General features: G+C 65.5%; 27 protein-coding genes. 19 read left to right on the top strand and 8 right to left on the bottom strand.

What is annotated here, in order from left to right; translation table 11 throughout:
* Window positions 1–169 precede the first annotated feature (169 nt).
* The 4 genes from I6F38_RS38255 to I6F38_RS38240 all read left to right on the top strand — a co-directional run bounded on the left by I6F38_RS38255 (window position 170) and on the right by I6F38_RS38240 (window position 3,317).
* Window positions 170–1,003, top strand: a complete 834-nt coding sequence (locus I6F38_RS38255) for an ABC transporter permease (protein WP_225164069.1) — start codon at window positions 170–172, stop codon at window positions 1,001–1,003.
* Complete coding sequence (locus tag I6F38_RS38250) at window positions 1,003–1,788, top strand: ABC transporter ATP-binding protein (RefSeq protein WP_225164056.1); 786 nt, start codon at window positions 1,003–1,005, stop codon at window positions 1,786–1,788. Before I6F38_RS38255 ends, I6F38_RS38250 begins: the two co-directional genes overlap by 1 nt.
* A gap of 57 nt (window positions 1,789–1,845) precedes the next feature.
* A complete protein-coding gene (locus tag I6F38_RS38245; RefSeq protein ID WP_225164055.1) occupies window positions 1,846–2,355 on the top strand; it encodes an OsmC family protein in 510 nt (169 codons plus the stop codon).
* Between the two features lie 158 nt (window positions 2,356–2,513).
* Complete coding sequence (locus I6F38_RS38240; RefSeq protein WP_225164054.1) at window positions 2,514–3,317, top strand: hypothetical protein; 804 nt, start codon at window positions 2,514–2,516, stop codon at window positions 3,315–3,317.
* A gap of 264 nt (window positions 3,318–3,581) precedes the next feature.
* Here I6F38_RS38240 and mutS read toward each other — a convergent pair whose 3' ends face one another.
* Complete coding sequence (gene mutS / locus I6F38_RS38235; RefSeq protein WP_225164053.1) at window positions 3,582–6,311, bottom strand: DNA mismatch repair protein MutS; 2,730 nt, start codon at window positions 6,309–6,311, stop codon at window positions 3,582–3,584.
* A gap of 211 nt (window positions 6,312–6,522) precedes the next feature.
* Here mutS and pcaF point away from each other — a divergent pair, with 211 nt between their 5' ends.
* The 3 genes from pcaF (at window position 6,523) to pcaG (I6F38_RS38220) (ending at window position 9,142) form a co-directional block, all read left to right on the top strand.
* On the top strand, window positions 6,523–7,731 hold the full coding sequence (gene pcaF, locus I6F38_RS38230) for a 3-oxoadipyl-CoA thiolase (RefSeq protein WP_225164052.1): 1,209 nt from the start codon (window positions 6,523–6,525) through the stop codon (window positions 7,729–7,731).
* A gap of 105 nt (window positions 7,732–7,836) precedes the next feature.
* Window positions 7,837–8,538 (top strand): protocatechuate 3,4-dioxygenase subunit beta, encoded by a 702-nt coding sequence (gene pcaH / locus I6F38_RS38225; protein WP_225164051.1) that lies wholly within the window; start codon window positions 7,837–7,839, stop codon window positions 8,536–8,538.
* Window position 8,539: 1 nt separating this feature from the next.
* Window positions 8,540–9,142: a protocatechuate 3,4-dioxygenase subunit alpha gene (pcaG, locus tag I6F38_RS38220; RefSeq protein ID WP_225164050.1), complete on the top strand. Its 603-nt coding sequence runs from the start codon at window positions 8,540–8,542 to the stop codon at window positions 9,140–9,142.
* A gap of 8 nt (window positions 9,143–9,150) precedes the next feature.
* Here the strand turns inward: pcaG (I6F38_RS38220) and I6F38_RS38215 are convergent, their stop codons facing one another.
* A complete protein-coding gene (locus I6F38_RS38215) occupies window positions 9,151–10,128 on the bottom strand; it encodes a LysR family transcriptional regulator (protein ID WP_225164049.1) in 978 nt (325 codons plus the stop codon).
* A 292-nt stretch (window positions 10,129–10,420) separates the two neighbouring features.
* On the opposite strand from I6F38_RS38215, the gene I6F38_RS38210 reads away from it, so the two are divergent.
* From I6F38_RS38210 to I6F38_RS38170, 9 genes are all read left to right on the top strand, one after another.
* Complete coding sequence (locus I6F38_RS38210) at window positions 10,421–11,590, top strand: ABC transporter substrate-binding protein (RefSeq protein ID WP_225164068.1); 1,170 nt, start codon at window positions 10,421–10,423, stop codon at window positions 11,588–11,590.
* Window positions 11,566–12,294 (top strand): nitroreductase, encoded by a 729-nt coding sequence (locus tag I6F38_RS38205; RefSeq protein WP_225164048.1) that lies wholly within the window; start codon window positions 11,566–11,568, stop codon window positions 12,292–12,294. Before I6F38_RS38210 ends, I6F38_RS38205 begins: the two co-directional genes overlap by 25 nt.
* Window positions 12,295–12,307: 13 nt before the next feature.
* Window positions 12,308–12,847 carry a DUF4863 family protein gene (locus I6F38_RS38200; RefSeq protein ID WP_225164047.1) on the top strand — a complete coding sequence of 180 codons (540 nt, stop codon included), beginning with the start codon at window positions 12,308–12,310 and terminating at the stop codon, window positions 12,845–12,847.
* Between the two features lie 38 nt (window positions 12,848–12,885).
* The gene (pcaH, locus tag I6F38_RS38195) at window positions 12,886–13,587 is read left to right on the top strand and encodes a protocatechuate 3,4-dioxygenase subunit beta (protein ID WP_225164046.1); all 702 of its coding nucleotides are present in this window, start codon (window positions 12,886–12,888) and stop codon (window positions 13,585–13,587) included.
* 1 nt (window position 13,588) lies between these two features.
* Window positions 13,589–14,191: a protocatechuate 3,4-dioxygenase subunit alpha gene (gene pcaG / locus I6F38_RS38190; RefSeq protein ID WP_225164045.1), complete on the top strand. Its 603-nt coding sequence runs from the start codon at window positions 13,589–13,591 to the stop codon at window positions 14,189–14,191.
* Window positions 14,192–14,334: 143 nt separating this feature from the next.
* Window positions 14,335–14,658 (top strand): metalloregulator ArsR/SmtB family transcription factor, encoded by a 324-nt coding sequence (locus I6F38_RS38185; protein ID WP_225164044.1) that lies wholly within the window; start codon window positions 14,335–14,337, stop codon window positions 14,656–14,658.
* An 11-nt stretch (window positions 14,659–14,669) separates the two neighbouring features.
* Complete coding sequence (locus I6F38_RS38180; protein WP_225164043.1) at window positions 14,670–15,134, top strand: SRPBCC domain-containing protein; 465 nt, start codon at window positions 14,670–14,672, stop codon at window positions 15,132–15,134.
* Window positions 15,135–15,155: 21 nt separating this feature from the next.
* Window positions 15,156–16,010: a shikimate dehydrogenase gene (locus tag I6F38_RS38175; protein ID WP_225164042.1), complete on the top strand. Its 855-nt coding sequence runs from the start codon at window positions 15,156–15,158 to the stop codon at window positions 16,008–16,010.
* Window positions 16,011–16,026: 16 nt separating this feature from the next.
* Window positions 16,027–17,196, top strand: coding sequence for a Gfo/Idh/MocA family oxidoreductase (locus I6F38_RS38170; RefSeq protein ID WP_225164041.1), 1,170 nt, complete (start codon window positions 16,027–16,029; stop codon window positions 17,194–17,196).
* Between the two features lie 128 nt (window positions 17,197–17,324).
* On the opposite strand, the gene I6F38_RS38165 is transcribed toward I6F38_RS38170, so the two are convergent.
* The 4 genes from I6F38_RS38165 to I6F38_RS38150 all read right to left on the bottom strand — a co-directional run bounded on the left by I6F38_RS38165 (window position 17,325) and on the right by I6F38_RS38150 (window position 22,223).
* Window positions 17,325–18,635: an ABC transporter substrate-binding protein gene (locus tag I6F38_RS38165; RefSeq protein ID WP_225164040.1), complete on the bottom strand. Its 1,311-nt coding sequence runs from the start codon at window positions 18,633–18,635 to the stop codon at window positions 17,325–17,327.
* Window positions 18,636–18,920: 285 nt separating this feature from the next.
* Window positions 18,921–20,477: an MDR family MFS transporter gene (locus I6F38_RS38160; RefSeq protein ID WP_225164039.1), complete on the bottom strand. Its 1,557-nt coding sequence runs from the start codon at window positions 20,475–20,477 to the stop codon at window positions 18,921–18,923.
* Window positions 20,478–20,578: 101 nt separating this feature from the next.
* A complete protein-coding gene (locus I6F38_RS38155) occupies window positions 20,579–21,751 on the bottom strand; it encodes an HlyD family secretion protein (RefSeq protein WP_225164038.1) in 1,173 nt (390 codons plus the stop codon).
* A complete protein-coding gene (locus tag I6F38_RS38150; protein WP_085970781.1) occupies window positions 21,744–22,223 on the bottom strand; it encodes a MarR family transcriptional regulator in 480 nt (159 codons plus the stop codon). Before I6F38_RS38150 ends, I6F38_RS38155 begins: the two co-directional genes overlap by 8 nt.
* Window positions 22,224–22,390: 167 nt before the next feature.
* On the opposite strand from I6F38_RS38150, the gene I6F38_RS38145 reads away from it, so the two are divergent.
* Window positions 22,391–22,879 carry a transcriptional repressor gene (locus I6F38_RS38145; protein WP_026191999.1) on the top strand — a complete coding sequence of 163 codons (489 nt, stop codon included), beginning with the start codon at window positions 22,391–22,393 and terminating at the stop codon, window positions 22,877–22,879.
* Window positions 22,880–23,110: 231 nt separating this feature from the next.
* Window positions 23,111–24,067 (top strand): DMT family transporter, encoded by a 957-nt coding sequence (locus tag I6F38_RS38140; protein ID WP_028343556.1) that lies wholly within the window; start codon window positions 23,111–23,113, stop codon window positions 24,065–24,067.
* A gap of 187 nt (window positions 24,068–24,254) precedes the next feature.
* On the opposite strand, the gene I6F38_RS38135 is transcribed toward I6F38_RS38140, so the two are convergent.
* A complete protein-coding gene (locus I6F38_RS38135) occupies window positions 24,255–25,601 on the bottom strand; it encodes a DUF805 domain-containing protein (protein ID WP_225164037.1) in 1,347 nt (448 codons plus the stop codon).
* A 77-nt stretch (window positions 25,602–25,678) separates the two neighbouring features.
* Between I6F38_RS38135 and I6F38_RS38130 the strand changes: the two genes are divergently transcribed.
* Window positions 25,679–25,867, top strand: a complete 189-nt coding sequence (locus I6F38_RS38130; protein WP_038387623.1) for a hypothetical protein — start codon at window positions 25,679–25,681, stop codon at window positions 25,865–25,867.
* 21 nt (window positions 25,868–25,888) lie between these two features.
* Here the strand turns inward: I6F38_RS38130 and I6F38_RS38125 are convergent.
* On the bottom strand, window positions 25,889–26,125 hold a 237-nt coding region (locus I6F38_RS38125; RefSeq protein ID WP_225164036.1), incomplete at its 5' end, for a hypothetical protein.

Genomic DNA, 26,125 nt, shown 5'->3' with positions numbered 1-26,125 from the left:
CGCGACCCGGGACCCATAACCACAGGGCTCTATCGTTGGACAAGGCTGTGGCCCCAGCTCGCTTGATTACCATGCCCTGTGGTTATGGGTCCCGGCCTTCGCCGGGACGACGTGAATGGAGTTGGCCCCACCTTGCGATCCCGCCGGAAGAATAGTTCTTGCTATGGCCATGACCGTTGACCTGCCCGCGCTAGAACAGACGGCCCCGCCCGGTGCACCTGCGCGGTGGTCGCGCTATGCGCGCCCGGTGCTCGGGCTCGTGCTGCCGGTCGCGCTGGCACTGGGCTGGGAACTCGTTGTTTCTCTCGGCTACTCCAACGGCCGCCTGGTGCCGCCGCCGTCAAAGGTGTTCGAGACCATCATTGAGCTCGCCAAGAGCGGCGAGCTGTCGCGCCATATCCTCGCGACGCTGTGGCGCGTGGGCGCGGGCTTTGCGCTCGGTGTCGTCGCCGGCACCATCATGGGCGCGATCTCCGGCTATTGGGATTTCGCCAAGCGGCTGCTCGATCCGACGGTGCAGGCGCTGCGCGCGATCCCCTCGCTCGCCTGGGTGCCGCTGTTCGTGCTCTGGCTCGGCATTTTCGAGACCTCGAAGGTCGCGCTGATCGCGGTCGGCGTGTTCTTTCCGATCTATCTCGGCGTGATGGGCGCAATTCTGTCGGTCGATCGCAAGGTCGTCGAGGTCGGGCGCGTATTCCGCCTGTCCGGACCCGCCATGATCCGTCGCATCCTGTTGCCCGCCGTGCTGCCGGCCTATGTGGTGGCGCTGCGGGTCGGGCTTGGTTTGGGGTGGATGTTCGTGGTCGCGGCCGAACTGATCGGCGCCTCCGAAGGACTCGGCTATCTCCTGCTCGACGGCCAGCAGCTCGGCAAGCCGGCGCAGATCCTCGCCGCGATCGTGATCTTCGCGATCCTCGGCAAGCTCACCGACTGGCTGATCGAGGTCGCCGCCGCACCGCTGCTGCGCTGGCAGGACGCGTTCGGCGCGCGGGGAGGGCAGTGATGCTGGCTCTCAAGGACGTCGGCAAGACCTATCCGAACGGTGTCCACGCGCTGGAGCGGTTCTCGGCCGAGATTGCGCCCGGCGAGATCATCGCGATCATCGGCGGCTCGGGTTGCGGCAAGTCGACGCTGCTGCGCGCCATCGCCGGCCTCGACCGCGCCAGCACAGGCAGCGTGACGCTCGACAATGCGGTGATATCATCGCCGCACGCCAAGATCGGGATCATCTTCCAGGAGCCGCGGCTGCTGCCCTGGCTCAGCGTCGCCGACAATATCGACTTCGGCCTCGCCGACCTTCCGGCCGAGGCGAGGCGCGCGCGCGTCATGGCGGCGCTCGCCCGCGTCGGCCTTGCCGACAAGGCCGCGGCCTGGCCGCGCGAATTGTCCGGCGGCCAGGCGCAGCGGGTCGCGATCGCCCGCGCGCTGGTGCCGCAGCCCGAAGTGCTGCTGCTCGACGAGCCGTTCTCGGCGCTCGATGCGTTCACGCGGCGCGATCTGCAGGATCATCTGCTCGATCTGTGGGCCGACACGCGGCCGACCTTGATCCTGGTCACCCATGACGTGGACGAGGCCGTGGTGCTCGCTGACCGCGTGCTGGTGATGCGGCCGCGGCCGGGCCGGCTATTCGAGGAGATCACCATCAACCTGGCGCGGCCGCGCGACCGGAAATCGGAGCTGTTCGACACCTTCAAGCGCCGCGTGCTGACCGCGCTCGACCGCTCGTTGGACCGCACGGTGCGGGACGTCACCGACAAATCGAGCGCCGGCGAGGCGATGTGGTGGTGACATCCGCTCCTTAAGGCCTTACATCGGCATAAAGAAGAATAGCCGGGAGATAAGACCATGGACGCCTCCGAACTCCGCGCAATGCAGGCTCCGATCAAGGAGCGCTACAAGACCGATCCCCAGACCGCCGTGATCACGCTGAAGGCGAAGGGCTCGATCGACAATGAGAGCATCGCCTGCAAGGTCGAGACCGGCCGTGCGCTCGCGATCGCCGGCCTCCACCCCGCTACCGGCGGCTCCGGGCTCGAGCTTTGCTCCGGCGACATGCTGCTGGAAGCGCTGGTCGCCTGCGCCGGCGTCACGCTGAAATCGGTCGCCACCGCGATCGACGTGCCGCTGAAGCCCGGCAATGTCTTCGCCGAGGGCGATCTTGATTTCCGCGGCACGCTCGGCGTCGACAAGGAGACCCCGGTCGGCTTCCGCGAGATCCGCCTCCGCTTCGAGATCGGCACCGACGCGCCGCAGGACAAGCTCGATCTCTTGCTGAAACTCACCGAGCGCTATTGCGTGGTCTATCAGACCATCAAGAACGGCCCGAAGGTGTCGGTGACGATGCAGCGGGTGTAACCGCTTTCAACGGTGTCGTCCCGGCCTAGTGCGCGATTGCGCACGGAGCCGGGACCCATACGCCGTGTCTTCTCGATTCAAGCCCCGCTGCCCGACGGCTTTCGCTCCCCACGAATAGTCGTGGTTATGGATCCCGGCCTTCGCCGGGATGACGCAGAATGTCCCCCGAACTCCACTTCGTCCTGATCCTCGTGCTGCGCATGGCGGTGGCGGCCGCATTCGTGGTCAGCGCGTCCATCATCACGGAGCGTTCGGGACCGGTGATCGGCGCGCTGATCGCAACCCTGCCGATCTCGGCCGGGCCGTCCTACACCTTCCTCGCGCTCGACCATGACGCCGCCTTCATCGCCGAGGGCGCGCTGGCGAGCCTGCCGGTCAACGCCGCCACGATCTATATGGGCCTGACCTACGCCGTGCTGGCGCAGCGCTTCAGCATGTGGATCAGCGCGGGCAGCGCGATCGCGGTGTGGCTGGTGCTCGCCACCATCATCCGCCAGTTCGAGTGGTCGCTCGCCGCCGGGCTGATCGTCAACGCCATCACCTTTGCGATCTGCATCCCGCTGCTGAGGCCCTATCGGCACGTCGCGAAAATGCCGCTGATCGCGCGGCGCTGGTACGACATTCCGCTGCGCGCGGCGCTGGTCGCAAGCCTGGTCGGCACCGTGGTCACGGCGTCAGGCTGGGTCGGCCCGCGTGTTACCGGCGTGATGGCACTGTTTCCGATCGTGTTCTCCTCGATGATGCTGATCCTGCATCCGCGCATCGGCGGCCCCGCCACCGCCGCCGTGCTCGCCAACAGCGCCTGGGGCCTGATGGGATTTGGTCTCGGCGTTGCCGTGCTGCACGTCGCGGTGCTGCAATTCGGCTCGCCAATCGGCCTCAGCTGCGCGCTCGTCACCTGCATCGTCTGGAATCTGGTGCTGTGGCAGCTCGGGCGGAGGAAGAGTGGGAAGGCGTCTTGACCTCCCCTTGAAAAGGGGAGGTCGCTTTGCTCGGCTGAGCAAAGCGGGTGGGGATCTGCTCTCTCCGCAAACAGTGTTGCCTGCGGCTGACCCCCATCCCGACCTTCCCCCTTTCAGGGGGAAGGAGAAGGATGATCCGCAGCCCGGATGAAGCCAACGGGTCGCGCGAACGCGCGCCCGATGACGGACTCCACGCAATCCGCGGCGGTCGTGCAATGGAGAGCGCGTTCCCGGATTTCGCTTCGCTGCATCCGGGTTACGGATCTATTGCTTCGGCAGCTTCGCCCTTAGCGCATACAGCGCATCCAGTGCCTCGCGCGGCGACATCTCGTCGGGGTGCAGCGCCTTCACCGCCTCGACCAGCAGATCGGCTTCGCTCGGCGGTTTGTCCTCGCTGGCGGCGCGGGAGGGGACGGCGAACAGCGGCAGGTCGTCGACCAAGGCGCGCGCGGTCTGGCCGCGATCTTGCGCTTCGAGTTTTGCCAGCACCGATTTGGCGCGCGTGATCACGGCCGGCGGCAGGCCGGCGAGTTTTGCGACCTGGATGCCGTAGGAGCGGTCGGCGGAGCCGGGTAGCACCTCGTGCAGGAACACGACGTCGCCCTGCCACTCCTTGACCCGCACCGTGGCGTTGAACATCCGCGGCAGTTTCGCCGAGAGGGCGGTCAGTTCGTGGTAATGCGTCGCGAACAGCGTGCGGCAGCGGTTGCTCTCATGCAGATGCTCGATCGCGGCCCAGGCGATCGACAACCCGTCGAACGTCGCCGTGCCGCGGCCGATCTCGTCGAGGATCACCAGCGACCGCTCGCTCGCCTGGTTCAGGATCACCGCGGTCTCGACCATCTCGACCATGAAGGTCGAGCGTCCCCGCGCCAGGTCGTCGGCAGCGCCGACGCGCGAGAACAGCCGGTCGACGATGCCGAGCCGCGCGCGCGACGCCGGCACGTAAGAGCCGATCTGCGCCAAGAGCGCGATCAGCGCGTTCTGCCGCAGGAAGGTCGACTTACCGGCCATGTTCGGACCTGTGATCAGCCAGAGCTGGCCGGATTTCTGGCCCGGCGCCGGCGACAGGTCGCAGGCATTGGCGATGAACGGCTGGCCGTCGCGCTTCAGGGCCTGCTCGACCACCGGATGCCGTCCGCCCTCGATCGCAAAACCGAGCGAGCCGTCGACATCGGGCCGCACGTAATTGTCGTCGATCGCAAGTTTGGCCAATGACGTCGCGACGTCGAGCATCGCGAAGGCATGTGCGGCATTGCGCAGATCATCGCTCGCCGCGAGCGCCATCGCGCTCAGGCGGTCGAAGATCTCGAGCTCGAGATTGAGCGCGCGCTCGCCGGCATTGGCGATCTTGGCTTCGATCTCGCCGAGCTCTGCCGTGGTGAAGCGGACCTGTCCGGCCAGCGTCTGGCGATGGATGAAGGTTGCATTCAGCGGCGGCGCGAACAGCTTGTCGCCGTGCTGCGCGGTGACCTCGACGAAATAGCCCAGCACGTTGTTGTGCCGGATCTTCAGCGTCTTGATGCCGGTGTCCTCGGCGTAGCGCGCCTGCATCGCGGCGACGACGAGGCGCGAGGCGTCGCGTAAATTGCGGCTCTCGTCGAGCGCGGCCTCATAGCCCTCGCGGACGAAACCGCCATCGCGCTTGATCAGCGGAAGCTGATCGGCGAGTGCGCGGGAGAATTCCTGCGCCAGATCGCGCGACGGGCGCTGTAGCGCCGCCATCACGGTCGAAATCTCGGCCGGCGGATTGGCAAGCTGCGCCAGCAGCTCCAGCGCCTGGTCGGCGGCGAGGATGCCGTCGCGGAGGCTCGCGAGATCGCGCGGGCCGCCGCGGCCGACCGAGAGCCGCGCCAGCGCGCGCGACATGTCGGGCGCTGCGCGCAGCACGGTCCTGACGTCCTCGCGCGCCGCGGAATCCGCGACGAAGGCCGAGACGGCATCGAGCCGCCGCGCGATCACGGCAACGTCGGTGAGCGGCGCGGCAAGGCGCTGCGCCAGGAGGCGCGAGCCCGCCGCAGTGACGGTGCAGTCGATCGCATCGAGCAACGAGCCGCGGCGCTCGCCGGCCAGCGTGCGGGTCAGTTCGAGGTTGGCGCGGGTCGCCGGATCGATCGCCATCGTGGTGCCGGCGGCCTCGCGCGCCGGCGGCGACAGCGGCGGACGTTTGCCGACCTGGGTGCGGTCGATATAGGTGACGGCCGCGGCTGCGGCGGTCGCCTCCAGCCGCGACATCGCCGACAGGCCGTCCATGGTCGCGACCGCGAAATAGTCGCACAGCCGCCGCTCGGCGGTGGCGCTGTCGAACACGTCGCGGGTCAGCGGCGTCACCGACGGCAGTTCGCGCAAGGTCGGCGCCAGCTCGCTGTCGCTGTAGAGCGCATCGGTGACGATGGCCTCGTTCGGATTGATGCGCGCCAGCGTTGCCGCGAGCTCCGCGGTCGAACACTCCGTCACCATGAATTCGGAGGTCGAGATGTCGATCCAGGCGAGCCCGAGCCGGTCGGCGCCGGCCGAGCCGCGGGCGCGCGCGATCGCGATCAAATAATTGTTGGTGCGGGCGTCGAGCAGGGTGTCTTCGGTCAGCGTGCCCGGCGTCACCAGCCGCACCACGCCGCGGCGGACCACGCTCTTGTTGCCGCGGGCTTTGGCCTCCGCGGGATTTTCCGTCTGCTCGCACACCGCGACGCGGTGGCCGGCGCCGATCAGGCGATGCAGGTAATCCTCGGAGCGCTCGACCGGCACGCCGCACATCGGGATGTCCATGCCCTGATGCTTGCCGCGCTTGGTCAGCACGATGCCGAGCGTCCGGGAGGCGATCTCCGCATCCTCGAAGAACAGCTCGTAGAAGTCGCCCATCCGGTAGAACAGCAGCAGGCCGGGATGGGCGGCCTTGATTTCCAGATACTGTTCCATCATCGGCGTGACGCGCGACGGCGCCTCGGCGGCGGGAGCGGACTCGGGCGGAACGGGGATGGGCTGCTGGATGGTCATGAGGTGGCGGAAGCTACAAAATTTCGCCGCGCGGTCCTATCCGAGAGAAGGGGGTTTTCCACCCTGTCCACGGTGTCGGTTTGTCAGCCCTCACGGTAATGCGTGCAGGGCGCGCGGTGGCATCAATTGACCTGCCGCGGGCACGCTCCTAAAACCGATCTCAAGTTCCAGCCGATCCAGCGCTAAGTCGCGGCATTCAGGGAGAGATTCAATGCGTGATGTGTTCATTTGCGATGCGGTCCGGACCCCGATCGGCCGTTTCGGCGGCTCGCTCGCCAAAGTACGCGCCGACGATCTCGCGGCGGCCCCGATCAAGGCGCTGATGGCCAAGCACCCGACGCTCAATTGGAACGAGGTCGACGAGGTCTATTTCGGCTGCGCCAACCAGGCCGGCGAAGACAACCGCAACGTCGCGCGCATGGCGCTGTTGCTCGCAGGCATGCCGGAGTCGGTTCCCGGCCAAACCCTGAACCGGCTCTGTGCTTCCGGCCTCGACGCGGTCGGCGCCGCGGGCCGCGCCATCCGCGCCGGCGAGATCGATTTCGCGATCGCGGGCGGCGTCGAATCGATGACGCGCGCGCCGTTCGTGATGGGCAAGGCCGCGGAAGCCTTTTCGCGCTCGTCCGAGATCTACGACACCGCGATCGGCTGGCGCTTCATCAATCCGCTGATGAAGGCGCAGTACGGCGTCGATGCGATGCCGGAGACCGGCGAGAACGTCGCCGAGGAATTCCAGGTGTCGCGCGCCGATCAGGATGCGATGGCGATCCGCTCGCAGCAGCGTGCGGGCGCGGCGATCGCGTCGGGCTATTTCGCCGAGGAGATCATTCCGGTCCAGGTGCCCGGCGGCAAGGCCGGCCCGATCACCGTCGACAAGGACGAACATCCGCGTCCGGAGACCACGCTCGAAGGCCTCGCCAAGCTGAAGCCGATCGTGCGCAATCCGGGCACGGTGACCGCGGGCAACGCATCCGGCGTCAATGACGGCGCCGCCGCGATGATCCTCGCTTCCGAAGCCGCGGTGAAGAAGCACGGCCTAACGCCGCGCGCAAAAATCCTCGGCCTTGCCTCGGCCGCGGTGCCGCCGCGCATCATGGGCATCGGCCCGGTGCCGGCTACCAGGAAGCTGGTCGAGCGTCTCGGCATCAAGGTGTCGGACTTCGACCTGATCGAGCTCAACGAGGCCTTCGCCTCGCAGGGCATCGCCTGCCTGCGCCAGCTCGGCGTCAAGGAAGACGCCGATTTCGTCAATCCGCATGGCGGCGCGATCGCGCTCGGCCACCCGCTCGGCATGAGCGGCGCGCGGCTGGTCTTGACCGCCGTGCACGGCATGGAGAAGCTGGGCGGGAAGCTTGCCTTGGCAACTATGTGCGTCGGGGTCGGCCAAGGCGTCGCGGTCGCGATCGAAAAGCTGAATTAAGCCAATGGCTTGGAGGGGCTGAAAACAGCCCTTCCCCAATTTGGTTATGCATTATAATGATCTGACGTGAGCTCACCGGGCGCGTGGGCCGCGGAGGAATTCGCCATGACCTTGTTGTACCCGCTGCAATCGCTTGCGGCCCATCCGGCGCGGCTGTCGCCGGACTATCGCTCCACCGTGAAGCGTTCGCCGCAGAAGCCGCTGATCTCGATGCGGCACACGCTCTCGGAGCTGACCGGGCCGGTCTATGGTCATGAGACGGTGCGCGCGCACGACAACGACCTCACCATCCAGGCCAAGGGCGAGCCGCTCGGCGAGCGCATCATCGTGCACGGCTATGTGCTCGACGAGGACGGCCGCGGCGTGCCCAACACGCTGGTCGAGCTGTGGCAGGCCAATGCCTGCGGCCGCTATATCCATGTCGTCGATCAGCACCCGGCGCCGCTCGATCCCAACTTCACCGGCGCCGGCCGCACGCAGTCCGATGCCAAGGGCTATTACAAGTTCATCACCATCAAGCCCGGCGCCTATCCGTGGGGTAATCACCACAACGCCTGGCGGCCGGCGCATATCCACTTCTCGGTGTTCGGCCACTCGTTCGTCTCGCGGCTCGTGACCCAGATGTATTTCCCCGGCGATCCGCTGTTTCCGTTCGATCCGATCTTCAACTCGGTGACCGACGAGAAGGCGCGGGCGCGGATGATCTCGTCGTTCGATCTCGAGAACACCAAGCCGGAATGGGCGCTGTGCTACCGCTTCGATATCGTGCTGCGCGGGCAGAGTGCCACGCCGATGGAGACCAAGTAACGTGTCGCACCCGCGTCCTGATGGAATCACGCCTTCGCAGACCGTCGGCCCCTATTTCAAGTACGGCCTGACGCCGAACGGCGAATATGAATGGAACGACGCTTTTACCAACAACCTTCTGACGCCTGACGTCTCGGGTGAGCGCATCCGCGTCGAGGGCAAGGTCTATGACGGCGACGGCGCCGTGATCCCGGACTGCATGCTGGAGATCTGGCAGGCCGACGCGCAAGGGCGCTTCTCCGATCCGCAGGATGCGCGCGCGCTGCCCAATTCGAGCTTCAAGGGCTTTGGCCGCTGCGGCACCGACAAGAGCGGCGCTTACGCCTTCGACACCATCAAGCCGGGCGTGGTGCCGGATGCCGACGGCAAGCCGCAGGCGCCGCACATCCTGCTCGCGGTGTTCGCGCGCGGCATGCTGCTGCACCTCTACACCCGGATCTATTTCGACGACGAGGCCGGCAACGCCGGCGACTCCACGTTGGCGCTGGTGCCGGCGGAGCGCCGCGCGACGCTGATCGCCAGGCGCAACGCCGGCGCGGGCAACGTCTACACCTTCGACGTCCATCTGCAGGGCGACAACGAGACGGTGTTCTTCGACGTCTAGCCCGGCCGCTAGCCGCCGCGCCGCAGCTCTTCGGTGGCGCGCCGGAGCACCTCGTGAAGCCATTCGTGCGAAGGCTCGTCCTCGACGCGTTCGTGCCAGAGCAGCCGAACCTCCACGGGCGTCGTGGTGTAAGGCAGTTCATAGGTCGTGATCGCATGTGCCTGCTCGAGTGCACGCGCCAGCGGCCGCGGGACGATCGCAGCCAACTCGGAATCGATCAGCAGTGCGGGCAGGGCAAGGAAGTGCGGCAGCGAGACCGCGATCCGCGGCGGCCGGTCGCTGTCGGACAGCGCCCGTTCGAGCGCGGGGCGATCGTACATCTCCGAACGCCTGGCGAGTCCGCGCTCGGAGATGAAGCCGCCAATCGCGCCTTCCTGCTCGCCGCCAAAGGACACCACGACCAACGGCAAGGTCGCGAGCTTTGCCTTGTCGAGCCGGCCAAGCTTGCGCCTTTTGCCGACGATCAGCACATCATTATATTCGAACAGCAGCGCCGTGCGGAAACGGCTCGGCGGCGCCGAGAACACGCCGATCGCGACGTCGATGCGGCCGAGGTCGATCTGCTCGGCAAGATCGATCCGCGTCACCGGCTTGATGGTGAGGTCGATCGCAGGAGCTTCCCGGCCCAGGATCTTCAGGAGCGGCGGCGCCAGCACCATCGTCGTGAAGTCGTTGGCGGCCAGCGTGAACGGCTTGGTGGAGGCTGCTGGAGCGAAGGTCGGCAGCTCGACCGCGGCCTCCAGCGATCGCAGCGCCTGGCGAACCTGCGGCGCCATCGTCAACGCGCGCGCGGTCGGCTGCATGCCGGTGGCCGTGCGCACGAACAGGTCGTCATCCAGCATCTCGCGCAGCCGCGCCAGAGAGTGGCTGACAGCGGATTGGCTCAGCGCGACTTTCTGGCTGGCCCGCAGCACGCTGCGCTCCTCCATGACGGCGTCGAATACCTTGAGCAGATTCAGATCCAGGGTCTTGAAGGAAACGGACACGTTGAGAGTCCCCGTCTATGGCAGATCGCTCGCCTCGGCAAAATTCCGCGATCGACGGCAGTTAAGGCCAGGCGTCTGGCGGATGCAACCGAGCGGATTCTCCACGAGCGTATAGCCGTGTCGTCACCACCTGCCATCTGAAGCCGGTTCAGGATCACTCTGCAAGACTTTCACTTCCGCAACGCGGCGTTCTGGCCAAGATTGCCGGCGCCGGGTTGGGAGGAGAAAAGCGATGAAGGCCTGGGTGATGTTGGCCCGAAGTGGCGCGCGTAAATCAATCGGACTGGCGTTGATGCTGGTGGCGACGGCGACGTCGGCGATTGCACAGAACGGGCCGGTCAGGCTCGGCGTGCTGACCGACATGTCGTCGCTGTACGCTGACAATGGCGGCCAGGGCTCGGTGGTCGCGGCGCAAATGGCGGTGGACGATTTCAAGGGCAAGGTGCTCGGCCGCCCGATCGAGATCGTTGCCGGCGATCATCAGAACAAGGCGGATATCGGCTCGGCGATTGCCCGGCGCTGGCTGGAGAACGACAATGTCGAGGCCATTCTCGATGTCCCGAATTCCGCGGTCGCGCTGGCGGTGCAGGGCATCACGCGCGACAAGAAGAAGCTGTTTCTCGCCACCGGCGCGGCAACGTCCCGGCTGACCGGCGACGAGTGCTCGCCGACCGGCATCCACTGGACCTACGATACCTATGCGCTGTCGCAGGGGACGACGAGGGCGATTTCGCGCCTCGGCGCCAGGTCCTGGTTCTTTCTTTCGGCCGACTACTCGCTCGGTGCGCAGCTCGAGGCCGACAGCCGCAAGGTGATCGACACGACCGGCGGCAAGGTGGTCGGCGCCGTGAAACACCCGATCAACACGCCCGATTTCTCGTCCTTCCTGCTGCAGGCGCAGGCCTCCAGGGCCGACGTGATCGCGCTCGCCGACGCCGGCGGCGACTTCATCAACGCCGTGAAGCAGGCCGGCGAGTTCGGGGTGACGCGCGGGCAGAAGCTTGCCGGCCTGATCGTCTTCATCGCCGACATTCACAGCCTTGGGCTGCAGAGTGCGCAAGGCCTGATGCTGAGCTCGGCGTTCTACTGGGACCTCAACGACGAGACGCGGGCGTGGTCGAAGCGCTTCATCGAGAAGACGAAGAAGGTGCCCACCATGATCCACGCCGGCACCTATGGTGCTGTCATGCACTACCTCAAGGCGGTCGAAGCCGCCGGCACGCTTGATGGGCCGACGGTCGCGGCCAAGATGCGCGAATTGCCGGTCAATGATTTCATGACCCGCAACGGCAGGATCCGTCCCGACGGCCGGCTGGTCCGCGACATGTATCTGTTCCGCGTCAAGTCGCCGGCAGAGTCGAAATACCAGTTCGACTACTACCAGCTGCTGGCCACGATCCCGGGTGAAGAGGCCTTCAGACCGATGGAGGACGGCGGATGCTCGCTCGTGAAGAAGTCGTGATCGACCGGGGTGTGGCGTGCGGAGCCGCACGCAATCCAATCGACGAGGTGATCGCCGGCCGGCTGTCGTGCCGCGAGTTCTCCGGCAGTCCGGTCTCCCGATCGACCATCGAGCAGATCCTGCGCGTGGCGCGGTTCGCGCCGAGCGGCGCGAACATCCAGCCCTGGCACGTCTACGTGCTCGCCGGCGCCGCCAAGACCGAGGTGTCGGCTGCGCTGCTGGATGCGTATGAGAACGAGCCGAACGAGCACGTCTCCGAATATCAATACTACGCCAGCGCTTTCCCCGAGCCGTATCTCGGCCGTCGTCAGGAGTTCGGGCGATTGTTCTATGACTCGCTCGGGATCGCGCAAAGCGACGCTGCGGCGAGGAGCCGGCAGACCGCAAAGAACTTCATGTTCTTCGGCGCGCCGGTTGGGTTGATCGTCACCATCGATCGGCGCCTGGCGATGGGAAGCTGGCTCGATCTCGGCATGTTCATCCAGAACGTGATGCTGGCGGCGGTCGGACGCGGGCTGCAATCCTGTCCGCAGGAGACCTTCGCCAGATTCCATCGGATCTTGCGTCCGCTGCTGTCGATCCCCGCCGAGCAGATGGTGGCCTGCGGGATCTCGATGGGCCACCCCAGGGAGCGGTCGCGCACGCGGCTGATGCCGCGCGCGGAACTGGAGGCATTCGCCTCCTTCAAGGGTTTCGAGGATTAGACAGGAGAAAGTCATGGGAAGCCGGGAACAGCTTATCGAACGCAGCATTCCGTTTCTGCGCGAGGTCAAGGACATGACGCCGAGCGCGGCGATGGAGCGATGGCTCAACGAGACCTATGGAGAGGACAGCGCGCTGTACCAGGATCTCGCCCGCCTCATCAAAATGGGAGTCGAGGAGGGCTGGGCGGCGAACCAGGAGGTGGAGGGCCCGAACTATCGGCGCAGCCGCATCCTTGAGCCGGTCCCCGAGACGTTCCAGTTCAGCATCACCGCGGTCTACATGAACAGCGCCGATCCGCGCCGCTTCAAGGACGAGGACGATCACGACGTGCTGCGCGGGCAATATCACGGCCACCCCTATGGCGAGCTCAACCTCGTCGTTCCCCTCGACAAGGGCGCGCAGTTGAAGGGGCTGCAGGGCTGGCAGGGGCCGGGCTGGACCGCGCCGGATCCCGGCAGCCGGCATTATCCGGAGGTGAGGGGCGGCGCGGTCATCGCACTGTTCTATCTGCCGGCTGGGCGCATCTCCTACGATTTCAAGGCGCCGGCCTGATATCCGGCGCGGGCGGCAATCCGGTCTGGAGAAAGCTCATGACGTTGATCTACCCTGTCGCTTCGAACAGCGTCCATCCCGCGCGCCTGTCGCCTGCGTACCGGAGCGCGATCAAGCGTTCGCCGCAAAAGCCGCTGATCCCGATGCGGCACACGCTCTCGGAACTGACCGGGCCGGTCTATGGTCATGAGACCGTGCGCGCGCACGACAACGACCTCACCATCCAGGCCAAGGGCGAGCCGCTCGGCGAGCGCATCATCGTGCATGGTTATGTGCTCGACGAGGACGGCCGCGGCGTGCCCAACACGCTGGTCGAGCTGTGGCAAGCCAATGCCTGCGGCCGCTACATCCATGTCGTCGACCAACATCCGGCGCCGCTCGATCCCAACTTCACCGGCGCCGGCCGCACGCAGTCCGATGCCAAGGGCTATTACAAGTTCATCACCATCAAGCCCGGCGCCTATCCCTGGGGCAATCACCATAATGCGTGGCGGCCCGCGCACATCCACTTCTCGGTGTTCGGCCACTCCTTCGTCTCGCGGCTTGTCACGCAGATGTACTTTCCCGGCGATCCGCTGTTTCCGTTCGACCCGATCTTCAACTCGGTGACGGACGGGAAGGCGCGGGCGCGGATGATCTCCGCCTTCGATCTCGAGAACACCAAACCGGAATGGGCGCTGTGCTACCGCTTCGATATCGTGCTGCGCGGGCAGAGTGCCACGCCGATGGAGACCAAGTAACGTGTCGAACCCGCGTCCTGATGGAATCACGCCTTCGCAGACCGTCGGCCCCTATTTCAAGTATGGCCTGACGCCGAACGGCGAATACGAATGGAACGACGCCTTCACCAGCAATCTGTTGACGCCTGACGTCTCGGGTGAGCGCATCCGCGTCGAGGGCAAGGTCTATGACGGCGACGGCGCCGTGATCCCGGATTGCATGCTGGAGATCTGGCAGGCCGACGCGCAAGGGCGCTTCTCCGATCCGCAGGATGCGCGCGCGCTGCCGAACTCCTCGTTCAAGGGCTTTGGCCGCTGCGGCACCGACAAGAACGGCGGTTACGCCTTCGACACCATCAAGCCGGGCGTGGTGCCGGATGCCGACGGCAAGCCGCAGGCGCCGCATATCGGGCTCGCGGTGTTCGCGCGCGGCATGCTGCTGCACCTCTACACCCGGATCTATTTCGACGACGAGGCCGGCAACGCCGCCGATTCCACGCTGGCGCTGGTGCCGGCCGACCGTCGCGCGACGCTGATCGCCAGGCGCAAGGCTGGCGCGGGCAACGCCTACACCTTCGACGTCCATCTGCAGGGCGACAACGAGACGGTGTTCTTCGACGTCTAGCTGCGCGCCGCCAGCGGCGCGCCAATCCAACATTGGGGGACGACCGAAAAATCCGCTGCGCGCGTTCGCCGCGGCGGATTTGGCTTGACCATGCGGTATCGGTTATATAATGAATAAGTTATATAACTGATTTGAGATCAAGCATGGCCAACCTCGATGCCGCCTTTTCCGCGCTCGCCGACCCGACCCGCCGGGCGATCCTGGCGCGCCTCGCGCTGGGCGAGGCGACGGTCATGGAGCTGGTCGAGCCGTTCGACATGACCCAGCCCGCGATCTCCCGCCATCTCAAGGTGCTCGAGGGAGCCGGCCTGATCGTGCGGCGCATCGAGGGCACCAAGCGGCCGTGCCGGCTCGCGCCGACGGCGGTGGCCGAGATCGATCAATGGCTCGGCATGCTGCGCCGCGCGCTGGAAACCAATTACGACCGGCTGGACGGTGTGCTGGCCGCAATGAAGCCTGAGCAGTGAAGGGTATCCCCATGAGCAAGTTGACGCTGAAGACCGAAGGCGACCGCCAGGTCGTCGTGACCAGGCGCTTCGTCGCGCCGCCGGAGGCGGTGTATCGCGCGCATACCGAGCCGGAGCTGTTGCAGAAATGGCTGCTCGGTCCCGACGGCTGGACCATGCCGGTTTGCATCAGCGAGGCGAAGCCCGGCGGTAGGATCCGCTACGAATGGACCGACGGCAAGGGCGGCGGCTTTCATTTGACCGGCGAATATCTCGCGCTCGAACCGTTCAGCCGCATCGTGCATGTCGAGCGCATGCATCTGCCGGATCCGACGCCGGACAATCATGTCGAGACGCGCTTTGCGCCCGACCGCGACGGCACCTTGATGACGATGCGGATGACCTTGCCGGATGCCGAAACGCGCGCAGCGATGCTCGCGACCGGCATGGAGCACGGCATGGAAGACAGCTATGCTCGGCTCGACCGCATGAGCTGAACGCGACTGACGTGAGGGACAATGCGCGACCGTTTCCTGACGGGGCTGATTGGCTATCCGATCGCGCATTCGGCGGCGCCTGCGATGCACGAAGCGGCCGCAGCTGCGCTCGGCGTTCGCTCTCACTACCAGCTCATCGAGGTCAAGGGCGCCGGCCGCGACGAGCTGCGCGTGATGCTCGAGGGCATCCGGCGGCTCGGCTTCGCCGGCGTCAACGTCACCTTTCCCTACAAGGAGGCGGTCGTCGATCTCATCGATGACCTCGCACCCGATGCGCGCGCGATCGGCGCGGTCAACACCATCGTCGCCGATGGCACGCTTCTGGTCGGACACAACACCGACGCGACGGGCTTTGCGCGCGCGATCGCACCGCTGATTGTCTCAGCGTCGCGCGGCCCGATCGCGCTGATCGGTGCCGGCGGCGTTGGTAAGGCGATCGCCTTCGCGCTCGCCGGCCTCGGTGTCGGTGAACTGCGCATCTTCGACGCCGATGCCGCGAAGGTCGCGCGGTTGGCCGGTCAGTTGGCCGGCCGCCATGCGGCTCGTGGTGTCGCCAGCGTAGAGGTCGCGGTCGATGGCGCGACCGGCGTCGTCAACGCAACGCCGGTCGGCATGCTGCCGAGCCGCGACAGTCCCGTGCCGGAGAGCTTGTTGCATCCGTCGATGTGGGTCGCCGACGCGGTCTACACGCCGCTCTGGACGCCGTTGCTGTTGGCGGCCAAGGCCAAAGGCGCCAAAGTCCTGACCGGGCGCGATCTTGCGATCTACGCAGCAGCGGACGCGTTCGAATTGTTCACGACAATGATGCCTTCGACCGATGTCATGGCAAATGCGTTCGACGCGGTGATGGCCGCACGCTACTCTCCGCCCGCCTGAAGGGCGGAGACATCACATGACAAAAATCAGGATCGGGCTGGCCGGCTGCGGCTTCGTGTCGGAGCTGCACATGGTTGCCTACCGGCGCGTCTATGGCGTCGACGTCGAGGTGAGGGCGGTCGCGGCGCGCGGCGATCATGTCAATGCGTTCGCCCGCAAGCACGCAATCCCGAACGCCTATCGCAGCTTCGCCGAGCTGATCGCCGACCGCGAGCTTGACGTCATCGACATCTGCACCCCGCCGAACCTTCACGCCGCGATGATCGTCGAGGCGATGCAGGCCGGCAAGCACGTGATCTGCGAGAAGCCGTTCAGCGGTTATTTCGGCCGCGACGGCGACAAGGCGCCGATCGGCAGGCATGTGCCGAAAGCGCTGATGTACCAGCGTGTGATGGAGGAGATGGAGAAAACCCGCGCCGCGATCGAGCGAAGCGGACAACTCTTCATGTATGCCGAGGACTGGATCTACGCGCCGGCGGTGACCAAGACCGCGGAGATCATCCGCGCGACAGGCGACAAAATCCTGTTCATGAAGGGCGAGGAGAGCCATTCCGGCTCGCATGCGGCGCATGCCGCCGAGTGGGCGATGACCGGCGGCGGCTCGCTGATCCGGATGGGCTGTCATCCCTTGTCGGCGGTGCTTTATCTCAAGCAGGTCGAGGCCCGTGCGCGCGGCGAGACCTTCACGGTCGCCAACGTCACCTGCGATGTTGGCAATGTCACTGCCGGCCTCAAGCCGGAAGAGCGCGCCTACATCAAGGCCAATCCGGTCGACGTCGAGGATTGGGGCACGCTGACCGCAACCTTCTCCGACGGAACCAAGGCCACGGTGCTTTCGGGCGATATGATCATAGGCGGCGTGCGCAACCTGATCGAAACCTATACGAGCGGCGGCTCGCTGTTCGCCAACATCACCCCCAACACGCATCTGACCAGCTACCAGACGAGCGAGGAGAAGCTCGCCTCGGTCTACATCACCGAAAAGGTCGATCGCAAAACCGGCTGGCAATATGTCTGCCTCGAGGAGGAATGGACCCGCGGCTACCTGCAGGAGATCCAAGATTTCATGGAATGCGTCGCGACCGGGCGGCAGCCCCTCGCGGACCTCGCGCTGGCGTATGAGACGACCAGGGTGAACTACGCCGGCTACTGGGCGGCGGATGAGGGCAGGCGGGTCGTGCTGTAGGGTGGCGGGAACGACGAGATTACGCGCGTATACTCACGCCAGACCCGTCATCCCCGCGCAAAGGCGAAGCCTTTGCGCGGGGATGACGGGGATAATTCTCCGGCGAGCCGCACAGCAAACGATCGTCCCTACGCCGCGTAGACCGATCCCTTCGGCAGCGGGAACACCGGATCCTGCGTGCGGATATTGGTCGGCCACACCACGGTGATACGCTCGCCGGCGTTCTGCATCACGACCGGCGTCGAGCGCTCGTTCTGGCCGGACAGCGGCGTGCCCGGCGGATAGAACTTCACGCCATAGCCCTGGATGGTGCCGCCTGCGGGGATGTCGACGTCGAGCGCCGCCTTGCGGATCGCCTCGGGATCGAAGCCGCCGTATTTCTCCTTGGCGACCGGCAGCACATTGTTGAGCAGGATCCAGGTCTGGTTGAAGCCCATCGAGCAGTGCGGTGGCACTTCGGTTGCATTGGTCTTCTCGCGGTAGCGCGCGACCATGGTCTTGGTGAGATCGCCGATTCCCGGCGCGAGCTTGGCCGGATCGAGCAGCTGCGCCGGCACCGGATCGATGTTGCAGAAATTGTCGATGTCGGCGCCGAAGGTCGCGCGCAGCTTGTCGAGCTGGCTGTAGCCGGCGCCGGCGCCGAACAGCATCTTGAACTTCAGCCCGCTCTCGCGTGTCTGGCGCAGGAACAGCGTGATGTCGGGATTGTAGCCGGCATGCGAGATCACGTCGGCCTTGGCGCGCTTCAGCTTGGTGACCAGCACCGAGAGATCGGGCGCGGAGGCGGAATAGCCCTCCTTCAGCGCGACCTGCAGCCCGACCTCCTTGGCGAAGGCCTCGTCGGCCGCGGCGACGCCGACGCCATAGGGCCCGTCTTCATGGATCAGCGCCACCCTGACGTCCTTCGGCTCCATGCCGAGCTTGGCCTTGGCGTGCTCGTTGATGAAGCTCGCGAACGCCTGGCCGTACTGGTCGGAATGGATCTGCGCGCGGAACACGTATTGCAGGTTCTTGTCCTTGAACACGGCGGTCGAGACCGCGGTGGTGATCCACAGGATCCGCTTCTGCTGCTCGACCTTGGCGGCGAGCGGCACCGCGTGCGAGCTCGCGAACACGCCGTTGAGGATGTCGACCTTCTCCTGGTCGATCAGGCGATTGGCCTCGTTGATCGCGACATCGGGCTTGCTCTGGGAATCGACGTTGACCGGCGCGATCTTGTACTTGCCACCGATGCCGCCCTTCTCGTTGACGAGGTCGATCGCGATCTGGGTGCCGATCGAGGAGGCGACCGAGCCGCCGGCGGCGAACGGGCCGGTCAGGTCGTAGATCACGCCGATCCGGACCGTCTCGGCCTGCGCCTGCGCCCGTGTCCAATCCAAGCTGAATGCAGCGGCGGCAGCCGCTGAAGTCTTCAGCAGCGTCCTGCGTGAAGTCGGCATCGCGTCCTCCCCTGAAACCGTCAGTTGTGTGACGGGCCTTGCTTGTTTTCGCGGAGTATTGGGAGGCGAGGTCGGAAAGTCAACGCGGCTTGCGGCTGCGGCGTCTTGCGCTTTCGGAGGGGGCGTCCTCACTCTTTCACCGTCACCCTGAGGAGCGCGTAGCGCGTCTCGAAGGGTCGACGGCCACCAACGGGGCCGTGCATCCTTCGAGGCTCGCAAATGCTCGCGCCTCAGGATGACGGTGTGACCAATCGCCCCGACAATCGGAGAACGTAGGGCGAAAACCTACTCCATCACCGCGGCATGATCCGACGGCGCCGACTGCGCGCGCAGCGTGGCCTTGGTCGAGCCGATCATCAGCGCAAGCGGGATCGAGACCAGGATGAACAGCATCACCAGCTGGTAGTCGTGCGAGAACGCGATGATCTGCGACTGCGCCGCCACCATCTTGTCGGCCATCGCGCGGCCGGCATCGGTGTTGAGGTTGATCATGCCCGATACGTCGGGCATCTGCAGCGCGTGGTTGAACGGATTGATCTGCTCCGACAGCTTTGCGTAGATCCGCCGTCCGCCTTCCGTCAGCTGCGCGATCACGATCGAGATGCCGACCGAACTTGCGACGTTGCGCAGCAGCGTCAGCATCGAGGTGCCGTCGGTGCGCAGATGGTTGGGCAGCGACATGAACGCCACCGTCGACAGCGGCACGAACACGAGGCCGAAGCCAAAGCCCTGGACCACGCTGACGACGATGATCTCGTTGGCCTGCGTCATGTCGGTCCAGCCGGTCATCTGGAACAGCGAGGCCGCGGTCAGCGCCAGGCCGGAGATGATCAGCGTGCGCGCCTCGATATAGCGCATCATGCGGCCGACCAGCATCATCGCGACGAAGGTGCCGGCGCCGCGGGTCGCCAACAACAGGCCCGCGGTGATGATCGGGTAGCCGACCACGTTCTGCAGATAGGGCGAGGACAGAGCCATGGTCGAATACAGCACGAGGCCCATGACAGTCATGAACACGCAGCCGCCGAGGAAGTTCTTGTCCTTGAACAGCGCGAACTGGATGAAGGGCCGGCTGGTCGTCAGCGAATGGGCGAAGAAATAGTAGAAGCCGACCGCGGAGACGATGAATTCGATCATGATTTCGTTGGATTCCAGCCAGCCGAGCTGCTCGCCGCGGTCGAGCGCGAGCTGCAGCGAACCGATCGCGACCGCGAGCGCGCCGAACCCGAACCAGTCGAAGCGCAGATTGAGGTCCTGCTTGGTCTCGTCCATGAAGACGGCAAGGCCGAGCACGGTGATGGCGCCGAACGGCAGGTTGACGAAGAACACCCAGTGCCAGGAATAGGTCTCGGTCAGCCAGGCGCCGAGCGAGGGCCCCATGATCGGGCCCATCATCACGCCCATGCCCCAGATCGACATCGCTTTCGCGCGCTCATGCAGCGCGTAAGAGTCGAGCATCACGGCCTGCGACAGCGGCACCAGCGCCGCGCCGAACACGCCCTGCAGCAGGCGGAACAGCACCATCTGGTTGATGTCCTGCGCCAGGCCGCAGAACACCGAGGCGACGGTGAAGCCGGCCGAGCAGATGATGAAGATGCGCTTGCGGCCATAGCGGTTGGCGATCCAGCCCACCGGCGCGGTCATGATCGCGGCCGCGACGATGTAGGAGGTCAGCACCCAGTTGATCTGGTCCTGCGAGGCCGACAGCGATCCCTGCATATAGGGCAGCGCGACGTTGGCGATCGTGGTGTCGAGCGCCTGCATGATCGTCGCGGTCATCGCGCAGATCGTCACCATGTTCCGGCGCATGCCGGGCACGGCGGATGGTGACGGTGCATTCATTCAGGTCGGTCCCGTTCGAGCGTTGGAATCACCTCTCCCGCAAGCGGGAGAGGTGGCGTACTGTTATCGCGGCCGCCAGTTCGGCCTCATCTCATTTATTCCTACTCGTGGTCCGGGTGCGCCGAGGCCGGCGCCAGCCCGAGCAGGCCGGCCAGCGTGCGGCGGTGGTTGGTGTCGATCGTCGCGTAGACGCTCATGCCGGCTTTCAGCTTCTTCACGAACGGATCGTTCTCGTCGAAATAGATTCGCACCGGCACGCGCTGCACCACCTTGACGAAATTGCCGGTCGCGTTCTGCGGCGGCAGGATCGCGAACTGCGCGCCGGTGCCGGGCGACAGCGAGCCGACCTTACCCTTGAACTGATGGTTCGGGAACGCGTCGACGTCGAGCTCAACCGGCTGGCCGACCGCGACATAGGTGAAGTCGCTCTCCTTCGGATTGGCGTCGACCCAGGGATGGTCGACATCGATGATCGAGAACACCGGCGAGCCGGCGGCGACGAAGCGGCCGAGCTGGATCTGGTCGACCTGGGTCGCGACGCCGTCCATCGGCGCGCGCAGCACGGTGTGGTCGAGATTGCGCTGTGCGTCGTCGAGCTTGGCCTTGGCCTGGGCGTAGGGCGGGAACTGCTCGATCGGCAGGTCGACGTCGCCGAGCAGCTGCGTCTTGTCCTTGGAGATCTGCTGCCTAATGTATTGCGCCAGGCTCTCGGCCGTCACTTGCGCGTTCGCCGCGTTGTCGAGGTCGAGCTGCGAGCCGAAATTCTGCTTGGCCAGCGTCGACTTGCGATCGACGTCGCGCTTCTTCAATTCGATGCTCTGCTGGGCGAATTCCAGCATCCTGCCGTTGATCTTGATGTTGTCGACCAGGTTGTCATAGGTGGTCCTGGTCTGGTCGAGCGCGGCCTTGGCCTGCGCCACCGCGAGGCGGAACGGCACCGGGTCGATCTCGAACAGCTCGTCGCCCTTCTTGACGTGCTGGCCTTCCTTCACGACGATCTTGTCGATCTTGCCGGAGATTTCCGGCGTGATCAGCACCTTCTGCGCCCCGACATAGGCGTCGTCGGTGCCGACATAGCGGCCGCCATTGAGATAGAACACGATGCCGCCGATCGCAGCGAGCGTCGGCAGCACGACCAGCAGCAGCGTGCGGCGATAGCGCCGCAGGCCGGCCATCAGGCGACGGCGCGGCGCGCGGCTGGCCTTGCCCGACGGCGCAGGCTCGCCCGGATTGCTCTTCTGCTCGGGGGCCAGTTTGAGGACGGGTTCAGCCATAGCGCTGTTCCTTTCGGGAGGGCTCGCCGGCTGGGGTCTGGACGGCATTGCGAACGTTTTCCTTGATCGATTCCAATTGGGTGAGCAGGCGATACGCGTCAGCGGGGCTGATGCCCTCGAGCGCGGTCGCGGTGAGTTCGGAGCGGAGGCCGGCGAGCTTGCCGAGCAGCGGGCGCGCGGCCTTCTTCAGATAGAGGCGGTTGACGCGGCGGTCGTTCTCGTCGCTGCGGCGCTCGATCCAGCCATTGTCGCAGAGCTTGTCGATCAGCCGCGTCAGCGTGATCGGCTGCACCTCGAGCAGCTCGGCGAGCTCGGTCTGCTTCAATCCTTCCTGGCGTTCCACCTTGGACAGCACGGCCCATTGCGCGCGGGTGATGCCGTAGCGTGCGGCCTCCTTGTCCGCATAGACGCGGATCAGCCGGAACACTTCGCCCAGCGTAAACAAGAAATCGGTGTCCACCGAACCGCGCATCGATCCTGCCTCCATAAGCTTAGGATATAATAAGCTTGCTTATGATTTCTGCATGCCGGGTTAACGCGAGGCTGCCCCGCATTGCGGGCATGGCTGCAACGCGGCGGCGAACCGGGGTTGAGAGCCGGGCTTTGGGAACGGGCGCGCAAATGCTACATATCGAGGCAATGAGCCTGGCCAAGCCGACATTTCCTGCCCCCGACCACGATCACGGCCGCTGCGCCGCGGACGCGATGGCGCATGCCGAGCAGGTGTGTGCGCGCCGCGGCCAGAAATTCACCCCGATCCGCCGACAGGTGCTGCAGGCGCTGCTGTCGAGCCATCGCCCGCTCGGCGCCTATGAGGTGATCGACGAGCTGGCCAAGACGATGCCGCGGCCGGCACCGATTACCGTCTACCGCGCGCTCGACTTCCTGATGGAGAACGGTCTCGTCCACCGCATCGAGAGCCGCAACGCCTTCCTCGCCTGCGCGCATGACCATGACGAGACCTCGATGGTGGCGTTCCTGATCTGCGACCATTGCGGCTCGGTCGGCGAGATCCCGGCCGCCCCCGTCGCGCAAAGCCTGACCGCGGCGGCGCGGGCCTCGGGGTTCATCCCGAAACTCTCCGTCGTCGAGATCGCCGGCACCTGCGCGCATTGCCAGAAGACGTGATGGCGCGATGGTTTCAGCTAACTCGCACTGCTTTCGAGCTACCTCGCCCCGCTTGCGGGGAGAGGTCGAAATTCGCGGTAGCGAATTTCGGGTGAGGGGGACTCTCCGCACGCTCGCCTCTATCGAATTTGCGGCGACGGCCCCTCACCCCAACCCTCTCCCCGCAAGAGCGGGGCGAGGGAGCCCAACCGGCAATTAACAACACGGCACCAAGCCGGCACGCGAGGAAACATGTCGACCCAAGCGATCTCCGCCAGCGTCACGAGGCCCGTCAGCGTCGGGCATGGGCTGCCGCCCGGCGCCATCGCCGTGATGCTGATGCTGTGCGTGAGCTGGGGCTTCAACCAGCTTGCGGTGAAACTCGCGCTGCCCGACGTGCCGCCGATGTTGCAGGCGATGATCCGCTCCGCCGGCGCGCTGCCGGTGATGCTGATCGTCGGCCACCTGCGCGGCGTCAAATTCTTCGAGCGCGACGGCACGCTCGTGCCCGGGATCATCGCCGGGCTGATGTTCGGCTGCGAGTTCGTGCTGATCTTCACCGGCCTCGTCTTCACCTCGGCCTCGCGCGCCTCGGTGTTCCTCTACACCGCGCCGTTCTTCGTCGCGCTCGGCTCGCACCAATTCCTCGGCGAGCGTCTCTCGACCGTGCAGTGGAGCGGGCTTGCGCTGAGCTTTGCCGGCGTCGCGCTCGCGATCGGCGTGCCGCAGCCGAACGTCGACGCCAAGGTGCTGCTCGGCGACCTCATGGTGGTCGGCGGCGGCGCGCTGTGGGCGGCGACCACGCTGGTCGCCAAGGGCACAGGCTTGCGCAAGGCCGCGCCGGAAAAGGCGCTCGGCTACCAGGTCGCGATCTCGATTCCGATCCTCGGCCTCGCCGCCTGGATCGCGGGCGAGCGCATCGAGCATGTGCCGAGCGCGCTGTCGATCTCGCTGCTCGCCTATCAGGCGGTCTGGGTGGTGGGCTGCACGTTCGTCATCTGGTTCGCGATGGTGAAAACCTACTCCGCGAGCAAGCTGTCCGCCTTCACCTTCGTTACGCCGCTGTTCGGCGTGGTCGCGGCCTATTTCATCATGCACGACACGCTGACGGCGGTGTTCGGCGTCGCCGCGCTGCTGGTGATCGCCGGGCTTTATCTCGTCAACAAGCCCGACCCGAAGGTGACGCCGGATCCCAACGTGCCGGCGTGAGGTTATCCTGGGTGCCGTGCACTCAACTCTCTCACCGTCATGCTGAGGAGCGCGGAACGCGCGTCTCGAAGCACGACAGCCCAGCCGGCGGCCGGGCCGTTCATCCTTCGAGGCTCGCAAGAGCTCGCGCCTCAGGATGACGAGCAAAGAGGAGCGGAATGCCGCAGACAACCGGAGCGCAATCCCGTTACATCATCCGCTCATGCATCTCGAAATCGACGTAGACCGGCGGAAGATGCAGCCCGCGGCCGGCAAGCATTTTTGCGCTCCCGGCTCCGAGTTCGGTGACCTCGAGTGAGATGCCGAGTCCGTCCCGGCAGAGGATCGGCTGATAGCCCTTGATGATTCTCTGGCCGAACGCGGGATAGGGCGGCGCGCCATCGGAGAACGCGTGGCGAAATGCCTGGTAGAGCGTCGACGATCGCAGGGTCTCCATCGCGGCGCGCCCATGCCGTTCGGCAAGGCAGATGCGGATTCGGAAATAGGTGTTGTAGCTTTGACGCAGCTTCTCGATGGCAATGAATCCGGCTGCGCCCGCTCCGTCGAGCGCGTAATAGGCCGTCGTCCGATCCTGTTCCGGCGTCGCCGTCTCGGCCGCCTGCAACTGCTCTTTCTCCTTGCGCAGCAGGCCGGCAATGTCGATCTGTCCCGCGTCCTTGCGCAGTTCAACTGCGCAATTGCGCACGATGCTGGTGCTTGCGCGATGGTTCAGGTCGATCTCCGCGCCGCCGTCCGGTAGGGCGTGCCAGCCGGCGGCCTCAAGTCGCGCCCCTGATCCGGAAAACAGCGCGTTGAATGGCGGTGAGGTGATGCCGTGTCCGTAACGCGCGCAGAGATCGACGACGATCCCGCACGCGGCGGTGACGCCCGGGTCGGTTTTGTCGGCGACGGCCGACGTCCCGCCATCCGCCGGGATCGCGAATACGGCCATGACGGCTTTGGAAAAACCGGAGACCTTGCGTTCCGCCTCTTGCCTGGCGAGCACGGCCGGATTTGCTTCCGATGAATCGACGTCGGACCTCGACCGTACCGTCGAAGCGGTCTGCAGGCTTCGGCGGCCGAGTGCGGCGAGGAAGCAGAAGGCAGAGAAAGCAAAGGCGCAGGTCGCCGGGATCGCGGCGATCAATCCATACGGCACGTGCACGCCAAACCATGCCTCGATGCGATCCTGGACAGCGGAAAAGAAGTAGAAGATGACAAACGGCGCAACGGCGAAGAACACCGCAAGGCCGGTGGTCAGGCCACTGTCGTGGAAGCGCCGGGCCGTCACGGCAAACAGCGGCAGCGCTATTGCGACGGCGGCGTAGACCGTCTTGTCGAGCTGATGGGCTGCGAGCAGGAGCAGCAGACAAAAGCCGAAGAACCACCAGAACTCGGCGCGCGAAGCCCGTCCGGTGAAATCAGCGAACTTCCTGAAACAGGTGGCGATCGACGCGGTGGGATGCACGACCATCTCCGGCAGACGGCAGCACTCTAGCGGCGAAGATTTACGTTTCCCTATTGCTGAGCGGACAATTGTGGCCTTCAGGCGCAATTGCGGACGGTATCGATTTACGTCAACATCGCCTCCACGAAGGCTCCCATGCGAGGGATGCCGTTGGAGGCGCGCCGATGCCAATCGATGCCACCGATGCAATTGAAGCCGGTATTCGCTCCGCGTTCACCGCATACTCCAAGGAAGATGATCCGGACTGGCGGAGCGCGTGCTGGATCAAGCCGGATGAGTGCTCCCACCTCGCACGGAGCATCTTGAAGGAATTGGCGGCCCGCGGCCTTGAGATCGTCAAGAAGCCGGCTTGATCGCCTCAAGACTCCGACGATTCATGTCGCGAGAATGCGGATGTATGCCTCATCGGCGCGCCAAACATTCAGCGTCGTCCTGGCGAAAGCCAGGACCCATATGTGGACGGCCCCCGTGGCACAAGAGCTGTTTGGTGAGATCGGATCGCTTGCATCCATATGTCCGGCCTGTTGGGTGCGATCGAATGGATCGCTGGCCAAGATGGTTTGCGCGATGCGAGTTCCAAACAACCACGCGGCCTGTTGGCGGCCGATGGG

It is taken from the genome of Bradyrhizobium sp. BRP56 (assembly GCF_020194035.1).
Lineage (GTDB): Bacteria > Pseudomonadota > Alphaproteobacteria > Rhizobiales > Xanthobacteraceae > Bradyrhizobium > Bradyrhizobium australafricanum.
The sequence above is the reverse complement of the archived record's forward strand: the minus strand, read 5'-3'. Positions and strand labels throughout refer to the sequence as shown.

Bases quoted from the DNA above. Each gene is read 5' to 3' on its own strand.
- I6F38_RS38245 (WP_225164055.1), top strand. From the start codon at position 1,846: ATGGACGCCTCCGAACTCCGCGCAATGCAGGCTCCGATCAAGGAGCGC.
- I6F38_RS38240 (WP_225164054.1), top strand. From the start codon at position 2,514: ATGTCCCCCGAACTCCACTTCGTCCTGATCCTCGTGCTGCGCATGGCG.
- mutS (WP_225164053.1), bottom strand. From the start codon at position 6,311: ATGACCATCCAGCAGCCCATCCCCGTTCCGCCCGAGTCCGCTCCCGCC.
- pcaH (WP_225164051.1), top strand. From the start codon at position 7,837: ATGACCTTGTTGTACCCGCTGCAATCGCTTGCGGCCCATCCGGCGCGG.
- I6F38_RS38200 (WP_225164047.1), top strand. From the start codon at position 12,308: ATGGGAAGCCGGGAACAGCTTATCGAACGCAGCATTCCGTTTCTGCGC.
- I6F38_RS38170 (WP_225164041.1), top strand. From the start codon at position 16,027: ATGACAAAAATCAGGATCGGGCTGGCCGGCTGCGGCTTCGTGTCGGAG.
- I6F38_RS38145 (WP_026191999.1), top strand. From the start codon at position 22,391: ATGAGCCTGGCCAAGCCGACATTTCCTGCCCCCGACCACGATCACGGC.
- I6F38_RS38140 (WP_028343556.1), top strand. From the start codon at position 23,111: ATGTCGACCCAAGCGATCTCCGCCAGCGTCACGAGGCCCGTCAGCGTC.
- I6F38_RS38130 (WP_038387623.1), top strand. From the start codon at position 25,679: ATGCCAATCGATGCCACCGATGCAATTGAAGCCGGTATTCGCTCCGCG.
- I6F38_RS38160 (WP_225164039.1), bottom strand. From the start codon at position 20,477: ATGAATGCACCGTCACCATCCGCCGTGCCCGGCATGCGCCGGAACATG.
- I6F38_RS38250 (WP_225164056.1), top strand. From the start codon at position 1,003: ATGCTGGCTCTCAAGGACGTCGGCAAGACCTATCCGAACGGTGTCCAC.
- pcaF (WP_225164052.1), top strand. From the start codon at position 6,523: ATGCGTGATGTGTTCATTTGCGATGCGGTCCGGACCCCGATCGGCCGT.
- I6F38_RS38255 (WP_225164069.1), top strand. From the start codon at position 170: ATGACCGTTGACCTGCCCGCGCTAGAACAGACGGCCCCGCCCGGTGCA.
- I6F38_RS38210 (WP_225164068.1), top strand. From the start codon at position 10,421: ATGCTGGTGGCGACGGCGACGTCGGCGATTGCACAGAACGGGCCGGTC.
- pcaH (WP_225164046.1), top strand. From the start codon at position 12,886: ATGACGTTGATCTACCCTGTCGCTTCGAACAGCGTCCATCCCGCGCGC.
- I6F38_RS38205 (WP_225164048.1), top strand. From the start codon at position 11,566: ATGCTCGCTCGTGAAGAAGTCGTGATCGACCGGGGTGTGGCGTGCGGA.
- I6F38_RS38150 (WP_085970781.1), bottom strand. From the start codon at position 22,223: ATGCGCGGTTCGGTGGACACCGATTTCTTGTTTACGCTGGGCGAAGTG.
- I6F38_RS38165 (WP_225164040.1), bottom strand. From the start codon at position 18,635: ATGCCGACTTCACGCAGGACGCTGCTGAAGACTTCAGCGGCTGCCGCC.
- I6F38_RS38155 (WP_225164038.1), bottom strand. From the start codon at position 21,751: ATGGCTGAACCCGTCCTCAAACTGGCCCCCGAGCAGAAGAGCAATCCG.
- I6F38_RS38175 (WP_225164042.1), top strand. From the start codon at position 15,156: ATGCGCGACCGTTTCCTGACGGGGCTGATTGGCTATCCGATCGCGCAT.
- I6F38_RS38180 (WP_225164043.1), top strand. From the start codon at position 14,670: ATGAGCAAGTTGACGCTGAAGACCGAAGGCGACCGCCAGGTCGTCGTG.
- I6F38_RS38185 (WP_225164044.1), top strand. From the start codon at position 14,335: ATGGCCAACCTCGATGCCGCCTTTTCCGCGCTCGCCGACCCGACCCGC.